Below are 15,341 nucleotides of genomic sequence, written 5' to 3'. Positions count from 1 at the left end.
CTCGGGGGATTCAGTCGTTCTGGGGGCCGGGCGGGCGATCGCCGCCCTTGCCCCGCGTCTTGCCGGCCGCGGGACCCGGGGCCGGGCGCGGCCTGCGCCCCTGGCCCTGCGGGCGCGCCCGCTCGACCGCGACCGCAAGCTCGTTCACCAGCATGTCGAAATCGGCGGTCAGCGTCTCCGGCCGCGCCACGACCACGATGTCGCAGGGCCGGCCGGACTGTGCCTCGAACGCCTTTTCGGCCGCCGCGCGCAGACGCCGCCGGATGCGGTTGCGGATGACGGCGTTGCCGACCTTGCGCGAGGCGGTGAGGCCGAGACGCAGGCCATCCGGCTCAGGCTGCTCGCCGGCCGCGCGCTGCGGCCCGTCGAGAACCTGGACGGTGAAGGCGGACGAACGAAAACGGCGGCCTCGATCGGCCGCCGCCAGGAATTGCTTGCGTTGCGTCAGACGGGCGAGGCGCATGGCGATTGGCCAGTCTTCCGGAAAAAACGCTCGCGGATGCGGCGCGCGGCTGTCACGCGCCGGTCACTCAGGCCGAGAGCTTCTTGCGGCCATGAGCGCGACGAGCGGCGATGACCTTGCGGCCGCCGGCCGTCGCCATGCGGGCGCGGTAGCCGTGGCGGCGCTTGCGGACCAGCTTGCTGGGTTGATAGGTTCTCTTCATCGTCCGTCTCCGGGGCTCGTCGGCACAGTGGCCGCAGCTTTCCTGAGAAAGCGTGGCCGACCGAGCCTGCATGCGAATGGTTCCGCGCCGCCCCGAGGGTTGCGCAAGTGGCGGGCTTATGACGGATGGCCCGGTCCAAGTCAATGCCGAAGGCGCGCTTGCACTCGCCGGGCTTATCCCCGATATAGCGGGCGGGAGGTTGGCGAGGGACGTCTCACTCGCCAACCGGGTCAGGTCCGGAAGGAAGCAGCCCTAACGAGACCGAACGGGTCTTCGTCCAGCCTCCCACCGTCGCGACAGGCCCCGCGAGGTCACTGCCTCAGGGTGCGGACGCCGCATCGAAACGGGCGTTGACCCTCGCGCGGCGAACCGCCAAACCAGACCGATGAGCGACGACAGCAACGCAGCGCCCCCGGCCGACGAGCCGGGCTTCGCCGGCTTCGATCCCGCGCCGGCACCGCCGACGGTGGCGACGCCCTATCGCGTGCTCGCCCGCAAATACCGCCCGGCGCATTTCGGCGACCTGATCGGCCAGGACGCGATGGTGCGCACGCTCACCAACGCCTTCGCCGCCGGGCGCATTCCTCAGGCCTGGATGCTGACGGGCGTGCGCGGCGTCGGCAAGACCACGACCGCCCGCATCCTCGCCCGGGCATTGAACTACCAGACGGCCGATGGCGGCGGCGCTCCGACGACCGACCTGCGCGAGTTCGGCGTCCATTGCCGGGAGATCATCGAGGGCCGGCACATCGACGTGCAGGAGATCGACGCCGCCTCCAACAACGGCGTCGACAACATCCGCCAGATCAACGACGCGGTGCGCTACGCCCCCGTCTCGGCGCGCTACAAGGTCTACATCGTCGACGAGGTGCACATGCTCTCGACGGGGGCCTTCAACGCCTTCCTGAAGACGCTGGAAGAGCCGCCGCCGCATGCGCGCTTCATCTTCGCGACGACGGAGATCCGCAAGGTCCCGGTGACCGTGCTGTCGCGCTGCCAGCGCTTCGACCTGCGCCGCGTCGATGCGAGCCTCCTGGTGACGCACCTCGCCGGTATCTGCCGGACCGAGAATGTCGCGGCCGAGGACGAGGCGCTGGCCGCGATCGCGCGCGCCGCCGAGGGCTCGGTGCGCGACTCGCTCTCGATCCTCGACCAGGCCATCGCCCATGCGGCCGGCACGATCACGCTCGAGGATGTCCGCTCGATGCTCGGTCTCGCCGACCGGGCCCGCGTCATCGACCTGTTCGAGGCGGTGATGAAGGGCGACATCGCCACGGCGCTGGGCGAACTGCGCGGCCAGTACGATGCCGGCGCCGACCCGACCGTCGTCCTCTCCGACCTCGCCGAATTCACCCATCTGGTGACGCGGCTGAAGCTCGTGCCCGACGCGGTCAAGGATAATGGGCTGTCCCAGGCGGAGCGCGTGCGCGGCGGCGATTTCGCCCAGCGCCTGTCGATCCGCATTCTCGCCCGCACCTGGCAGATGCTGCTGAAGGGCCTCAGTGAGGTGAAGCAGGCCGACCGGCCGATCATGGCCGCCGAGATGGTGCTGGTGCGCCTGGCGCACGCGGCCGACCTGCCGACCCCCGACGAGGCGCTGCGGATGCTGCGTGACGGCTCGGGCGCGGTCGGAGGCCAGGCGACCTCCTCCGCGCCGCGGCCGCCATCGGGCGGCGGCAACACGGCGCTGGCGGCGCGTCCCGTGCTGGCGAGCGCCAACCCCGCCCCCATGATGGCGCCGGCCCCGCGCGCCCAGGCCCTGCCGGCCGTGACGGTGGCCTCGCTCGAGGATGTCGTGGCGCTGGCCTCGCAGAACCGCGACATCACGCTGAAGCTCGCGCTGGAGCGCGATGTCCGCCCTGTGCGCTTCGAGCAGGGGCGGATCGAGTTTTCGCTCGCCAGCGGCAGTTCGCGCACGATCGCGACCGATCTCTCGCGCCGGCTGAAGGAATGGACCGGCCAGACCTGGATGGTCGCGGTGGTCAACGGCGAAGGCGGCGCGACCCTGCGCGAGCAGGCCGAGGCCGCCAAGGGCCAGCGCGAAAGCGACGCCGCCTCGCACCCGGCTGTCAAAGCGGTGCTGGAGCGTTTTCCCGGTGCGCGCATCGTCGACGTGCGCGACCCCCGCGCGGCCGAGTCCGATCGCGCGGAGGCGACGCCTCCGGCCGATGAGTACCTGCCCGACGGGGAGCCGCTCTTCGACGATGCGGAGCCCGACTTCGACGGCGTTGATTTCTGACCGATTACAGGGAGACGACCCGATGCGCGACATCATGGGCCTGATGAAGCAGGCGCAGGAGATGCAGCAGAAGATGGCCAATGTGCAGGCCGAGCTCGACACCATCGAGGTCGAGGGCGCGGCCGGCGGCGGCATGGTCACGGTGACGATGACGGCCAAGGGCGCGCTCAAGGCGGTGAAGATCGACCCGTCCCTGATGGTGGCCGAGGAGCGCGAGATCCTCGAGGATCTGGTCGTGGCCGCTTGCGCCGACGCCCGCACCCGCGCCGAGCGCGTGATGCAGGAGCGCATGGCCGAGATCACCAAGGGCCTGCCGATTCCGCCGGGGATGAAGCTGTTTTGACGGTGCCATCATCCTCCCCGTCATCCCGGATGGAGCGAAGCGGAGCTCCGGGATCCATCGAAGGGCGGAAGCGCTCTAGGATGGATCCCGGGTCTGCGCTGCGCTTGCCCGGGATGACGGAGCGGGTTTGATTGAGCGATCGCGAGAGACTGATCCCATGTCCCGCGCCATCGCCGGCCCCGAGATCGAGCGGCTGATCCAGCTCTTGGCCAAGCTGCCGGGCCTAGGGCCCCGCTCGGCCCGCCGCGCGGCGCTGCATCTGGTCAAGAAGCGCGAGGCGCTGCTCGGCCCGCTCGCCGAGGCGATGGCCGTGGCGCGGGAGAAGATCGTGGTCTGCTCGACCTGCGGCAATGTCGACACCAGCGACCCCTGCGGGCTCTGCCGCGACCCGCGCCGCGACGACGGGCTGATCGTCGTCGTCGCCGACATCTCCGATCTCTGGGCGCTGGAGCGCTCCGGCGCGGTGCCCGGGCGCTATCATGTTCTCGGCGGCGTGCTCTCGGCGCTGGACGGGGTGCGGCCCGAGCATCTGTCGCTCGATGCGCTGGTGGCGCGCGCCTCCGACCCGGCGGTGAAGGAAATCATCCTGGCGCTGAGCGCCACGGTCGATGGCCAGACCACGGCGCATTTCATCACCGATCTCTTGGCGCATCTGCCGCTCAAGGTGACGAGGCTTGCCCATGGCGTGCCCGTGGGCGGCGAGCTCGACTATCTCGACGACGGCACGTTGGCCGCCGCGATCCGCCAGCGCACCGGCTTCTGACGACGGGTTCCGGTCAGAACTTGTAGGCGACGCTGGCGCGCAGCGTGTGGAAGGTCGGCTCCTGCCGGACCGTCAGCCCCAGCAGCGGGCCGCGGGCGGTCTGGCCGACCTTGCCGAAATCCGTGTAGCGGTATTCCGCGCCGAGGATCAGGTTGTCGGTATAGGCGAAGGCCACGCCCGCGCCGGCCGTCCAGCCGGTCCGCGACCGGTCGATCGTCTCGGGCGCGGCTGCAGCGGCGCCAACGAGGTGATAGTTGAACTCGGTGAAGGCGGCACCGCCGGTGGCGTAGATCATGAAGCGGTCGAGCGCGAAGCCGGCGCGCCCGCGCAGCGAGGCCTGCCAGTCGCGCGTCACCCTTGCCGAGATGCCGGGCGCGACCAGCGTCTCGCCACCATCCAGCGCCTCGACATCGCCCTCGATGCCGAAGACCAGGCTGCCCGCCTGATAGTTGAAGCCGGCATGGCCGCCGCCGAGCGCCGAATCCGAGCTCTGGCGGAAGGCCGCCCCGTTGAAGGCCCGGCCGAGCGTGTCGGACAGCCTCGTCTTCTCCTGGCCCCAGGCAACCCCGGCCTGCACGCCGAGATAGACGCCCGTCCAGGAGTAGAAGGCCGGCAGGGCCGGGGCCGGCGGCAGCTTGCGGGAGGAAGGCATGTCGGCCGCCAGCACGGGCGCGAGCGACAGCCAGGCGCCGCAGAGGGCCGCCAGGCCGGCGAGAGCCGCTTTCTTGTGCATCGTCATCGCAGCCTCAACGCTTTTACGAAACGGGGACCGGCCGCGGGGCGAGCGGCTGTCGGGATGATCAGAAAGCATTAAGGTTAACGAGCGGCTAACTCCGCGCCGCACGCGGATGGGCCCGGAACCTTCGCGCGGGCGCGCCGTTGCTAGGCGGTGCTGCCGCTGCGACGATGCGGCAGTGGAGCGTCCTGCATGTCCCTTCTGAAACGGATCACGGGTGCCGCCGGTGCGGGCGTCGCGCTCGGCTATGTCGCCGAAGCGGTGACCCGCCGGCTGTCGCGCCGCAGCCGCGAAGCCGCGCGCGGGCGCATGGCCCAGACCCCCTGGCAGATGACCTGGCTCGGCTGGAAGGACGTGATGCTGCGCTTCGCGGCCAATGTCGCCGACAACCGGATCAGTTCGCTCGCCGGTGCGGTGGCCTTCTTCACGCTGCTGTCGATGGTGCCGGCGCTCTCGCTGCTGGTGACGATCTACCGCTACCTCACCGACCCCGCGACGATCGCCGAGCAGCTCGACGTGGTGACGACGGTGTTCCCGCAGGCGGCCCGCGAACTCATCCACGAACAGGCGATGCGGCTCGCCGGGCAGGACGTGCAGGTCCTGTCGATGACCTTCCTGATCTCCTTCGCGGTCGCGGCCTGGTCGGCCAATGCGGCGGTGAAGGCCGTCTTCGATGCGCTCAACATCATCTATCGCGAGCAGGAGAAGCGCAGCTTCATCAAGCTCAACCTGATCTCGCTGGGGACGACGATCAGCGGCGTCGTGCTGCTGGTGGCGGCGCTCACCGCCATCGCCAGCCTGCCCGTGGTGACGGCGCTGTTTCCCTTCGCCTTCGAGCTGGAGCGGTTGATCCGGCTGGTGCGCTGGCCCGCCTTCTTCCTGATGGCGACGCTCGCCATCGCAGCGCTGTATTGGCTCGGCCCGAGCCGGGAACGGGCGCGCTTCGTCTGGGTCATGCCCGGCGCCGTCGCCGCTGCTCTGCTCTGGGCCGGCGCCTCCTGGGCCTTCTCCTGGTATGTCGGCACGCTCGGCAACTACACGGCGACCTATGGCTCGCTCGCCACGGTGGTGGTGTTCATGACCTGGCTCTGGCTCTCGGCCATGATCGTGCTCGCCGGCGCGGAGTTCAACGCGGAGCTCGAGCACCAGACGGCCCATGACACGACGACCGGCCGGCCCAAGCCGCTGGGACATCGCGGCGCCACGATGGCGGACCGGATCGGGCCGCCCGCCGCCGGCTAGTCAGACTCTCCCTTTCACCCCGCCCCAACGGTCGGTCGCCACGGCGCCGCTTCCGGAACCGGAACCCCGCCATGCTCGACCCCGCCAGCACACGCCACGAAGACCTGCGCAGCGGGGCCAGCCCCTGGCTGTCCGGGCCGCCCCGGCCGGCCAGCATCGGCCTCGATTCGGACACGCGCTGCGACGTCGCGATCATCGGCGGCGGCATCACCGGCGCGCTCGCGGCCGAACACCTGACCGGCCTCGGCCATGACGTGATCATCGTCGACCGGGAGCGCGAGGGCTTCGGCAGCACGGCCGCCAGCACCGCGATGCTGCAATGGGAGATCGACCTGCCGCTGCGCCGACTCGCGGAGCTCTACGGCTTCGACAAGGCGGCCGATGTCTACCGGCGCAGCTTCAAGGCGGTGGAGGGGCTGATCGAGAGCGTCGCCACGCTCGGGCTCGGCAGCGCCTTCCACCCGCGCGACACCGTCTATCTCGCCGCCGGCGACATCGGCCCGCGCGAGCTGCAAGAGGAATGCGCCCTGCGCAGCAGGGCCGGCCTGCCGGGACAGCTGCTCGACCATGCGACGCTGCTCGGCCATTACGGCTTCGACCGGGCCGCCGCGATCGTTTCACCCGGTTCCGCCGAGGGCGACCCGCTCAGCCTCTGCCATGCCCTTTTGCAGGTCGCGGCAACGCGCGGCGCCAAGCTGATCCGCGGCGAGGCGGTCGCGTTCGACTCCACCGCCGGCAGCGCCGCGGTGACGCTCGGCTGCGGCCGCACCATCGAGGCGAGCCATGTGGTGCTGGCGACGGGCTATGTCATGCCCGACTGCGTGCACAGCGAGCTGCACCGGGTCGCGTCGAGCTGGGCGATCGCGACGCTGCCGCAGGCGAGCGAGGTGCTCTGGCCCGGCCCCGCCCTCGTCTGGGAGGCCTCGGAGGATTACGTCTACTGCCGCACCACGGTCGACGGGCGCATCATCATCGGCGGCGAGGACGAGGATGACGACGATCCGGACCACCGCGAGGCGGCCGGGCCGCAGAAGACGGCGGCGCTCCTCGCCAGGCTGCAGGCCCTGGTGCCCGGAGCGGCGCCGACCCTCGGGCATGCCTGGTCGGGTGCCTTCGGCCAGACACAGGACGGGCTGCCGCTGATCGGGCGCGTTCCCGGCCATCCCCGGCTGGTGGCGGCCTATGGCTATGGCGGCAACGGCATCACCTTCAGCTATCTCGCCTCGCGTCTGATGGGGGCGCTGATCGGCGGGGTCGAGGCCCCCTGGTTCAGCCATTTCGCGATCGACCGGGCCGACCCGGCCCGCGGCTGAGAAGGGGCAGGTTGCGGGGCTGCAATCCGATGCTTGCAGCCCGCACTGGAGACAAGCGGCGGCGCAAGCGCCATCTCTGCACCGGCGGCGCATCCCGGCCGCAAAGCGAAGAGGAGACGGCCATGGCCGCGGTCGCTGATCTGTCGAGGCCCGCCCTGGAGGCGTTACAGGCCCCCTTCCACATCGGCACGGTGACGCTGCGCGTGACCGACCTGCCTGGGCTCACGGCGTTCTACCGCGACAGCATCGGGCTTGGCGTCATCGCCGAGACCGCGGATGCATCGGACCTCGGCATCGACGGCGAGGTTCTCGTGCGGCTCGAACGTGGCGCGACCCGGCCGGCCTCGGCGGCCGGCCTGTTCCATCTCGCCATCCTGCTGCCCGCGCGGGCCGATCTCGCCGACTGGCTCGCCCATGCCGCCGCGATCCGGCTGCCGCTCGAGGGCGCCTCCGACCACCTGGTCAGCGAGGCGCTCTATCTGGCGGACCCGGAAGGCAACGGCATCGAGATCTATCGCGACCGGCCGCGCGCCGACTGGCCACGGCGCGACGGCGCGATCCGGATGGCGACGGAGCGGCTCGATCTGCAGGCCCTCCTCGCCGAAGCGCGCGGCGGCCGCTATGCCGGCATGCCAGCGGGGACCCGGATGGGGCACATCCATCTGCGTGTCGGCGATACCGCCGCGGCCGAGGCCTTCTATGCGGGTGCGCTCGGCTTCGAGCTGATGGTCCGTTATCCCGGCGCCAGCTTCCTGGCGAGCGGCGGCTATCACCATCACATCGCCGGCAATGTCTGGAGCAGCCGTGGCGCCGGGCCGCGGCAGCCGGGCGAGGCGGGGCTCGCCGCCTTCGAAATCGTCGCCCGTGACGCCACCGACCTGGCCATGATGCGCCGCCGCATGCTCGAGGCCGGGGGCCGCGAGACCACGACGGGCGCCGCCATCGACGACCCCTGGGGCAACCGGCTGGCGCTGGTGCCCGGGCAGGGCTGACACGAAAAAAGCCGCCGGAAACCGGCGGCTCGATAACATCCCTTCGTCGACGCGGTGCGTCAGCCCTTGGCGGGCTGGGCCACCGCGGCGGAGACGAAGCTGGTGATGTCGCGGGTCGAGAAGGGCTTGCGCAGGAAGCGCACGTTGCGGAGCGGCTCCGGCACGTCGCCGGGCGTCGAGCCCGAGACGAAGGCGAAGGGTGTACCCCTCTGCAGCAGGTTGGCGGCGACCTCGAAGGTCTTGCCGCCGACGACGTCGATGTCGAGCAGGGCGCAGGACAGTTCGGCCGCGGTCGCCGCGCGCTGGGCCTGCGAAACCGAGTCGACGACGATCAATTCGGCGGCGGGGCCGAACTGCTCGGCCACGGCGGATTCGATGTCCATCGCGATGAACGGATCATCCTCGACGATCAGGATGCGGATATCGGTCATGACTCCCGCGCCTCCTTTACTCTGTGAACACTGACGATCATGGGAGGACAACGGCAGAGCCTTGTCCATGTTCCGGACTTCGGCCCCCGGCACCCATGACGTCGTTCAAATCCGCGTCAATTTGAACGGATACGGTTAGCAAACCGTCACCCTGCGGTGAGCCGGGTTCCCCGGGATGGTCGCCCCGGGGTCAACGGCCCCGGCCCGGCTCGACCAGCGACAATTCGAACCCGGTCACGCCGAGCGCCGCGTTGATCCCGCGCGAACCCTGAAGCGACAGCGGCTGAAGGGTGACCTCGTTGTTGTTGCCGCCGACCAGCAGGTTGGCGCTGCCGCCGACCCCGACAGAGGCTCCGGCCGTCGCGCCGACATAGCGACCCGACAGCGCCCCCAGGGGAGCGCGTGCATAGGGCCCGTAGACGCGCCACGACATCGTGGTGGCGCGGTTCTTCCCGAGATCGATGCCGAAATTGCGGACGATGCCGACATAGCGCTGCGCCGGCCCGCGGCGCGGCGTGAAGGTACAGTTCATCGGCCGCTGCGAGGTGACGACTTGGCCAAGACCGGCCCCGACGTTGCACCTCAGGCGCCCCGCCGGCGATCCGGACTGGGCGGATGCGGCCAAGCCGGAAACCAGAAGGCCGGCTGCCGCGACAATAGCAGCAAGGATCGGCTTCGAAGGCCGCGTGATCATCGGGAAGCTCCTGACATGAAGGTGTCCACCAAACGCCCCACCGAGGGCACAGTTCCGCGCAAGCTGGAACGGGTCAATCTCTGCTGCGTTGTATCTGCCATGAATCATGAAGGGCCGTCAGTCGTGAGTCAGGATCAGGCACCGCCGTTTGTCGTCTCCCTCGGCGGCGAAGCCTTGCCAGCGGCCCCGTTCTGGGAGCTGGAATCCCTGATTTTGCAAGGCTTCGAGCGCGAGCTGGCACTCGACATCCTGGCGGCGCGGCGTTCCGGCGCAGCCCGTCGGGCGCGCCCGGGCGCATGGCCCGGCCCGGCGCAGGCGCCCGGCGCGCTCGCCGCAACAAAGTCCAGGGACCTCGCCGCCGCGGTTGCGGAGGCCTACTGACAGAAGCGACCGGCGGGCGAGCCACGGGGCTTGATGTCGACATGGAGATGGTCGGCATGCGCGGCGTCGGACCCCGGGCCCAGCGCCGTGGCGAAAGCCCCGCAGGCGGATTGCCGGATCGCCGCCAGAAAAGCCTGATGATCCCCTGAAGGCGTGACGGAGACCGAAAGCCGGGCCGGAGCCTCGCCGATCTCGAAGCCGAAGATGTCGAGCGCTCGGCCCGTGGCGTGCTCGCTGAGGGGGCCCCCGGCGCCCCGGTTGCGATGGCGGCACTCATACCCGCCGCCGACCCGCAGAGCCACCAGATCGCGGCCGAAATGGCCTTTGGCGAGGGGCTGGACGGTGGTTTCCAGCCATTGCGCGACCACACCCGCCATCTCGCAGCTGAGGATCGCCGGCGGCTGGAGTTCGATGCGGCGGCGGCCGGGGCCTTCCCCCACCGAGAGCGCCGCGATCTCGACGGGGTCGACCACGAGACAGGCACCGTCGGGACTCGCCGGACGAGGCGTCACACGCAGGTCGGCACCGTGCCGAGCCGTCAGCGCCGCGACGCAGGAGGAGGGCGGACCGGCAGGGTCGGGCACCGGCGGGCGGCTGTCGGCGGGCGCGGCACCGGGCGCCACGTCGGATGGTCGCGGCGGCGGCAGGACGGGGCGCGGCTGCTGTGCCTGGGCCGCAGCCAGGCTCATGGCCAGCCCGAGGACCGCGAACCCCGCGCGGCGGCGCAGGCTGCTGCTGCGACCGGCAAAAATGATCAGATGTCCAACGCAGCGGCGCTCGCGACGGCGAGCGCGGTCGTTCCCGCGAGCGCGAGCGACAGGACCTCCTCGACCGTCGCGCCGAGGGGAACGATGCCGCCGAACAGCGCGACGCTAAGCGACGATGCGCCGATGATCGCGGCGATACAGGTCATCACCATGCCTCATCCTCCCGTCTCGTGGACGACCGGGCCGACCGGTGTCCGCTGGGCGGGCAACGCCGGTCCGGACGGGATGTTCCGCGCGATGGACGGATGGGGCGGGGGCCACGGGCCACTCGTCAGCCTGCGCGTCGCGCGGGCCTTCGGCATGGAAAAGCCCGCGGCACCGGGGCACCGCGGGCTGGAAGACGGGGCGGAGAGGGTGGTCAGGCCGCCTTGCGGCCGGCGCGACGGTCGAAGAACAGGGCCTGGCTGATGGCGGCCTTCACCGCTTCCGGCTGGAAGGGCTTGGTGATCAGGAAGGCGGGCTCGGGCCGGTCGCCGGTGAGCAGGCGCTCCGGATAGGCGGTAATGAAGATCACCGGCACGTCGATGGTGGCGAGGATCTCGTTGACCGCGTCGAGTCCCGAGCTGCCGTCGGCGAGCTGGATGTCCGCCAGGACGAGACCGGGGCGCTTCTTGGCGACGAGCGCGATCGCCTCGCGCTGCGTTCGGGCGACGCCGGTGACGGTGTGGCCGAGCTCCTCGACCATGGTCTCGATGTCGAGCGCGATGATCGGCTCGTCCTCGATGATCAGCACGTCGGTCGCGACCTGCTCCGCGATCTCCTGACCCGCCGTCTGGACGAGGACGGCCGCCTCGGCGGCGGCCACGCCCATGATGGCCCCGACCTCCTCGATCGAGAAGCCTTCGACCGTGCGCAGCAGGAAGGCCTGGCGCGGCCGCGGCGTCAGCGCTTCGAGATTGCGCTCGACGGCGGTGCGGCCGAGGGTGACGGGCGCAGACGGGTCCGCCGTATTGAGCCCGACCGACGACCACAGCGTCAGGAAGGTGCGGTAGAGGCCGATGCGGGGATTGAGGTCACGCGGGAAAGCAGACGGGTCGAGCACGAGCGCTTCGAGCATGGCGACGACATAGGCGTCGCCGCTGGCCTGGGTCCCGGTCAAGGCGCGGGCGAATCGGCGCAGATAGGGCAGATGCGGCGCAATTTCCTTGGCAATCGACATAGAGATGTCCTCTGTAAATGTGCCGGAAATGAGCACCGCCGCCGTCGCGATGACAAGCGATTTATTTTTGAAAAACGGCGGAACCTTTCGTGAGATCGCCTGTTTAAGGGGACTATCCGTGTCGGAATCGCCATCTGGGGGCATCCGCCGGAGGTGTTGACGTATAGGCGCGACTTGCTGGAAAAGCAGGCGCGCGCATCGCACGAGGGCCGAGATGAGCAATGTCGATTCAGCCATGGCCGCGCCGGAGGACGGCGCGGACGCCGATGCCGAGGTCATGCTCGATCCGCGCGTGCAGGAATCGATCGGCCGCTCCCTCAAAGCGCATTACGACGACATCGTGAACGCCCCCGTACCCGACAAGTTTCTGGTGCTGCTCGCTCAGCTCGAGGCAACCGAACGTCGCGCTGCCGGAGCATCAACCGATGAGCTCAACTGAATTCAAGGACGGCCTCATCAAGGAAATTCCCAATCTGCGCGCCTTTGCGGCCTCGCTGTCGGGGTCGATCCAGCTGGCCGACGATCTCGTCCAGGACACGCTGCTGAAGGCCTGGGGCAATTCCGACAAGTTCGAGCCCGGAACCAGCCTGCGCGCCTGGCTCTTCACCATCCTGCGCAACACCTACTACTCGCTCTATCGCAAGCGCGGCCGCGAGGTGCAGGACAGCGAGGGCACCTATGCCGAGCGCATGGCGACGCATGGCAATCAGGAGAGCCATCTCGACCTGGCCGACTTCCGCAAGGCGCTGGCCAAGCTGCCGGAGGAGCAGCGCGAGGTGCTCATCATGGTCGGTGCGACCGGCCTATCCTATGAGGAGACTGCCGAGATCTGCGGCGTCGCCATCGGCACGATCAAGAGCCGGGTGAACCGCGCGCGGACGAAGCTCGCCGAACTGCTGTCGATCGGCAGCCTCGACGATCTCGGGCCGGACCGCCGAAGCGCGGCCGCGATCCAAAGGGTCAGTAGCGAAATCGTCGGAAGCTGATGCGTCTCGCGCGCTTCCCCACGGTCCGGGGACGGCTGCTCGCCCTGCTCGTGGCGATCGCGCTGCCGATTGCCTGCCTCACGGCGCTGGCGGCCGTGACCACCTACCGGACCGTGGTTGCGGCGATCGAACTCTCGCAGTCGCGCACCGCTGACGATTTCGCGGTGCGGACGCGGGTCTGGCACCGCGGGGCGCTGCGCGCGCTCGTCGCCTCGGGGTCGCTGATCGCCAAAGACGGCATCGCCGGCGCGGAGTGCGGAGCGGCGGTTGCGGAGACGCTGCTGCGCATTCCCGGCTACCAGGCGGTTCGGATTGTCCTCGCCGACGGCCGGACCTGCTTCGCCTCGGTCGATCCCGCGCTGACAGAGGCTTCGGTGGCCGCGCTGGCCGCCCAGCAGGCATCGCTGCCGCGCTCGCCCACCCGCACCCGGATCCAGCTTCCTCCGGCCCGTTTCGACCAGGTCAACATCGGCGGAGCCGAGCGGCTCGTCACCCAGGTCCGCATGGAGACCGACGCGGCCCTGCGGGAGGCGATGCTCCTGGCCGACCCAGACCTGCTCGACCAGGTCTTCGAACTCGGCGGCACAAGCGACGGCGTCAACGTCGCACTGGTCTCGCGGGGCGAGGCCGTGATCATGCATCGCCGCGAGCCCAATCCCGACGATCTGTCCTGGCTGCCGGAAGCCGACCGCTTTCCGGTCGAGGACGGGCGCTGGGAGGCGCGCAGCCGCGGGGGCCAGATGCGCGCCTACGCCGCGCGGCTGGTGACGGCGCCCGATCTCTATGTCGTCGCGAGCTTCGGCAATGCCCCCGAACGGGCCGCGCGGATGCAGTTTCTCGCCCTGCTGATCGCGCCGATCCTGACGCTGATCCTGCTCTGCCTCGTCTATCTGCGGGCGATCGACCGCCATTGCGTGCACTGGCTGCGCGGCATCGAAGCCACGGCGCGCGCCCGCTCGACCGAGCCCCATGCGCGGGCCGTCATCGCACCGGACATGCCCAGCGACATCCGCAGCGTCGCCGAAGCCTTCAACACGATGATCGACGAGCAGGAGGTTCGCCAGCGGCGGCTGCAGACGGCGCTCGACGACAACCGCTTCCTGGTGCGCGAGCTCCACCACCGCGTGAAGAACAGCCTCCAGGTGGTCCAGAGCTATATCGGGCTGACCAAGCGGGACTACCGCGACGAGGCCAGGCTCGCCCTGGCCGACGCCGAAACGCGGGTCCATGTGCTGTCGGCGGCCTATCGTTTCACGCTCGCCGACGGCGAGATGCAGCCGGTCCGAGTCGACCTGTTCGTCGAGGACGTGGTGACGATGATCACCAACCTCATCCGGACGCGCGACCAATGGGTCGCGAGCCGCCTCGACACCGATGCCACCCTCTCCGTCGATCGGATCATCCCGCTCGGCTTCCTCGTGGTCGACGTCGCCTCGCGGGTCCTCAGGAGCACGCCGGGGGTCAGCCTGACGATCATCGTGCGCGACATCGACGAAACGACGCTCGAGGTCGCGCTGGAAGCCGACCGCGACATCGCGCCGAGCGCGCCGCCGAAGATGTTCGCCGGACTGGTGGCCCAGATCGAGGCGGTCCAGTCCGCTCAGCCCGAGGGCCGCCGGCTGGGGAGCTGGCGCATCCGGCACGTGTCGTAGGGGAAAGGCGACCGTCCTGCGGAAATTCAGGCCGGGGCGTCGATGGCCTCGATGGTCACGCCGACGCCCAGGCCCAGGAAAGACCCTGTCAGGCCGGTGAAACTGCCCGCAACGGGCGAGGCGTCCTCCGGCACGCGGGCCACCGCCACCCGCAGCAGCTGCCGGTCCGCGACGAGGTCGTTGGTGGGATCGAATTCGACCCAGCCATCGCCCGGGATGAAGACATCGGCCCAGGCATGGGTCAGGCCCACGGTGGAGACCAGCCCGGCCGCGTTGGGCGTGCGGTCGTGGATGTAGCCGGTGACGAAGCGCGCGGCGAAGCCCATGCGGCGGGCCAGCTCGATGAACAGCCAGGCGTAGTCGCGGCAGGATCCCGCCTGGAGGCGCAGCGTGTCGGCAGGGTGCTGGGTTCCCTCGTCATAGCGCAGGGCGTAGCTCAACCCGGCATGGATGGCGTGGGCGAGATCGCGCAGGAGGTGGCCGGAGCCCTGCCCGATGCGGTTGCGAAAATCCGCCAGCCACTGGTCGAGCACATGGTCGGGATCAGCCGCCGCGAGGTCGAGATAAGGCTGCAGGACGGCGCGCTCGCCATCGGTGTAGACGACCCCCGTCATCGCGGCCGCCGCCTCGAGCTCGGTTCGCGGCAACGCAGAGCCGAAGCGCTGCACGACCAGCTCGCTGACGATGTCGAGCTTGTTGGCGGGCGCGTCGAAGTTGGCGATGGCGACGGAGTTGCCATAGGCGTCGTGCATCCAGCGCAGACGGGCCCGTGGCGAGATGGTCAGGGCGGTGTCGACGACCCGCAGGTCGAAGCTGTCGCGCGGTCGCAGCATCAGGCGATGCGGCCCGAACGCCACCGGCCCGCCATAGCGGTAGGTCGTCGAATGTCGAATGCGGAGATACATCGTCGCGTCCTGCTGCGCCCTGCGCCCGTGCAGGAGCGGTCTGCCGATCCAAAAAACAAGCCGCCCGAAGGCG

General features: G+C 70.0%; 19 protein-coding genes and 1 other RNA gene. 11 read left to right on the top strand and 9 right to left on the bottom strand.

Going from position 1 to position 15,341, the window contains the following annotated elements; genetic code table 11:
• Positions 1–10: 10 nt before the first annotated feature.
• Both rnpA and rpmH read right to left on the bottom strand, forming a co-directional pair.
• Positions 11–463, bottom strand: a complete 453-nt coding sequence (rnpA, locus tag BSY19_RS05760; RefSeq protein WP_069053311.1) for a ribonuclease P protein component — start codon at positions 461–463, stop codon at positions 11–13.
• Positions 464–530: 67 nt separating this feature from the next.
• Positions 531–665 (bottom strand): 50S ribosomal protein L34, encoded by a 135-nt coding sequence (rpmH, locus tag BSY19_RS05755; RefSeq protein ID WP_067253664.1) that lies wholly within the window; start codon positions 663–665, stop codon positions 531–533.
• A gap of 193 nt (positions 666–858) precedes the next feature.
• On the opposite strand from rpmH, the gene ffs reads away from it, so the two are divergent.
• From ffs to recR, 4 genes are all read left to right on the top strand, one after another.
• An RNA gene (gene ffs, locus BSY19_RS05750) (signal recognition particle sRNA small type) lies at positions 859–955 on the top strand.
• A 95-nt stretch (positions 956–1,050) separates the two neighbouring features.
• Positions 1,051–2,904 (top strand): DNA polymerase III subunit gamma/tau, encoded by a 1,854-nt coding sequence (locus BSY19_RS05745; RefSeq protein WP_069053310.1) that lies wholly within the window; start codon positions 1,051–1,053, stop codon positions 2,902–2,904.
• A 22-nt stretch (positions 2,905–2,926) separates the two neighbouring features.
• Positions 2,927–3,247: a YbaB/EbfC family nucleoid-associated protein gene (locus BSY19_RS05740; protein ID WP_069053309.1), complete on the top strand. Its 321-nt coding sequence runs from the start codon at positions 2,927–2,929 to the stop codon at positions 3,245–3,247.
• Between the two features lie 157 nt (positions 3,248–3,404).
• On the top strand, positions 3,405–4,010 hold the full coding sequence (gene recR / locus BSY19_RS05735) for a recombination mediator RecR (RefSeq protein ID WP_069053308.1): 606 nt from the start codon (positions 3,405–3,407) through the stop codon (positions 4,008–4,010).
• A 13-nt stretch (positions 4,011–4,023) separates the two neighbouring features.
• Here recR and BSY19_RS05730 read toward each other — a convergent pair whose 3' ends face one another.
• Positions 4,024–4,749: an outer membrane protein gene (locus BSY19_RS05730; protein ID WP_069053307.1), complete on the bottom strand. Its 726-nt coding sequence runs from the start codon at positions 4,747–4,749 to the stop codon at positions 4,024–4,026.
• 189 nt (positions 4,750–4,938) lie between these two features.
• On the opposite strand from BSY19_RS05730, the gene BSY19_RS05725 reads away from it, so the two are divergent.
• The 3 genes from BSY19_RS05725 (at position 4,939) to BSY19_RS05715 (ending at position 8,293) form a co-directional block, all read left to right on the top strand.
• Positions 4,939–5,988: a YihY/virulence factor BrkB family protein gene (locus BSY19_RS05725; protein ID WP_083247415.1), complete on the top strand. Its 1,050-nt coding sequence runs from the start codon at positions 4,939–4,941 to the stop codon at positions 5,986–5,988.
• Positions 5,989–6,059: 71 nt separating this feature from the next.
• Complete coding sequence (locus BSY19_RS05720) at positions 6,060–7,301, top strand: NAD(P)/FAD-dependent oxidoreductase (protein ID WP_069053306.1); 1,242 nt, start codon at positions 6,060–6,062, stop codon at positions 7,299–7,301.
• Between the two features lie 122 nt (positions 7,302–7,423).
• Entirely contained in the window at positions 7,424–8,293 is an 870-nt protein-coding gene (locus BSY19_RS05715) for a VOC family protein (protein WP_069053305.1), read from the top strand.
• A gap of 59 nt (positions 8,294–8,352) precedes the next feature.
• On the opposite strand, the gene BSY19_RS05710 is transcribed toward BSY19_RS05715, so the two are convergent.
• Positions 8,353–8,724, bottom strand: coding sequence for a response regulator (locus tag BSY19_RS05710; protein ID WP_069053304.1), 372 nt, complete (start codon positions 8,722–8,724; stop codon positions 8,353–8,355).
• Between the two features lie 190 nt (positions 8,725–8,914).
• Positions 8,915–9,418, bottom strand: coding sequence for a DUF992 domain-containing protein (locus BSY19_RS05705; RefSeq protein ID WP_069053303.1), 504 nt, complete (start codon positions 9,416–9,418; stop codon positions 8,915–8,917).
• Positions 9,419–9,433: 15 nt separating this feature from the next.
• Between BSY19_RS05705 and BSY19_RS05700 the strand changes: the two genes are divergently transcribed.
• Complete coding sequence (locus tag BSY19_RS05700; protein WP_150129509.1) at positions 9,434–9,799, top strand: hypothetical protein; 366 nt, start codon at positions 9,434–9,436, stop codon at positions 9,797–9,799.
• Here BSY19_RS05700 and BSY19_RS05695 read toward each other — a convergent pair.
• The 3 genes from BSY19_RS05695 to BSY19_RS05690 form a co-directional block, all read right to left on the bottom strand.
• Positions 9,793–10,488 (bottom strand): extensin-like domain-containing protein, encoded by a 696-nt coding sequence (locus tag BSY19_RS05695; RefSeq protein ID WP_083247414.1) that lies wholly within the window; start codon positions 10,486–10,488, stop codon positions 9,793–9,795. The genes BSY19_RS05700 and BSY19_RS05695 overlap by 7 nt on opposite strands.
• Positions 10,489–10,553: 65 nt before the next feature.
• Positions 10,554–10,712 carry a hypothetical protein gene (locus BSY19_RS27900; protein ID WP_171905091.1) on the bottom strand — a complete coding sequence of 53 codons (159 nt, stop codon included), beginning with the start codon at positions 10,710–10,712 and terminating at the stop codon, positions 10,554–10,556.
• Between the two features lie 212 nt (positions 10,713–10,924).
• Positions 10,925–11,725 (bottom strand): response regulator, encoded by an 801-nt coding sequence (locus BSY19_RS05690; RefSeq protein ID WP_069053300.1) that lies wholly within the window; start codon positions 11,723–11,725, stop codon positions 10,925–10,927.
• A 214-nt stretch (positions 11,726–11,939) separates the two neighbouring features.
• Here BSY19_RS05690 and BSY19_RS05685 point away from each other — a divergent pair, with 214 nt between their 5' ends.
• From BSY19_RS05685 to BSY19_RS05675, 3 genes are read left to right on the top strand one after another with little or no spacing between them, the layout of a single operon-like run.
• Positions 11,940–12,164 (top strand): NepR family anti-sigma factor, encoded by a 225-nt coding sequence (locus BSY19_RS05685; protein WP_069053299.1) that lies wholly within the window; start codon positions 11,940–11,942, stop codon positions 12,162–12,164.
• On the top strand, positions 12,151–12,711 hold the full coding sequence (locus BSY19_RS05680) for a sigma-70 family RNA polymerase sigma factor (protein WP_069053298.1): 561 nt from the start codon (positions 12,151–12,153) through the stop codon (positions 12,709–12,711). The genes BSY19_RS05685 and BSY19_RS05680 overlap by 14 nt, the downstream gene beginning before the upstream one ends.
• Positions 12,711–14,363 (top strand): histidine kinase dimerization/phosphoacceptor domain -containing protein, encoded by a 1,653-nt coding sequence (locus BSY19_RS05675; protein WP_069053297.1) that lies wholly within the window; start codon positions 12,711–12,713, stop codon positions 14,361–14,363. The genes BSY19_RS05680 and BSY19_RS05675 overlap by 1 nt, the downstream gene beginning before the upstream one ends.
• Before the next feature lie 26 nt (positions 14,364–14,389).
• Here the strand turns inward: BSY19_RS05675 and BSY19_RS05670 are convergent, their stop codons facing one another.
• Positions 14,390–15,268: a transglutaminase family protein gene (locus tag BSY19_RS05670; protein ID WP_069053296.1), complete on the bottom strand. Its 879-nt coding sequence runs from the start codon at positions 15,266–15,268 to the stop codon at positions 14,390–14,392.
• Between the last annotated feature and the right edge of the window lie 73 nt (positions 15,269–15,341).

It is taken from the genome of Bosea sp. RAC05 (assembly GCF_001713455.1).
Lineage (GTDB): Bacteria > Pseudomonadota > Alphaproteobacteria > Rhizobiales > Beijerinckiaceae > Allobosea.
This window is presented reverse-complemented; position numbering and strand designations above follow the sequence as displayed.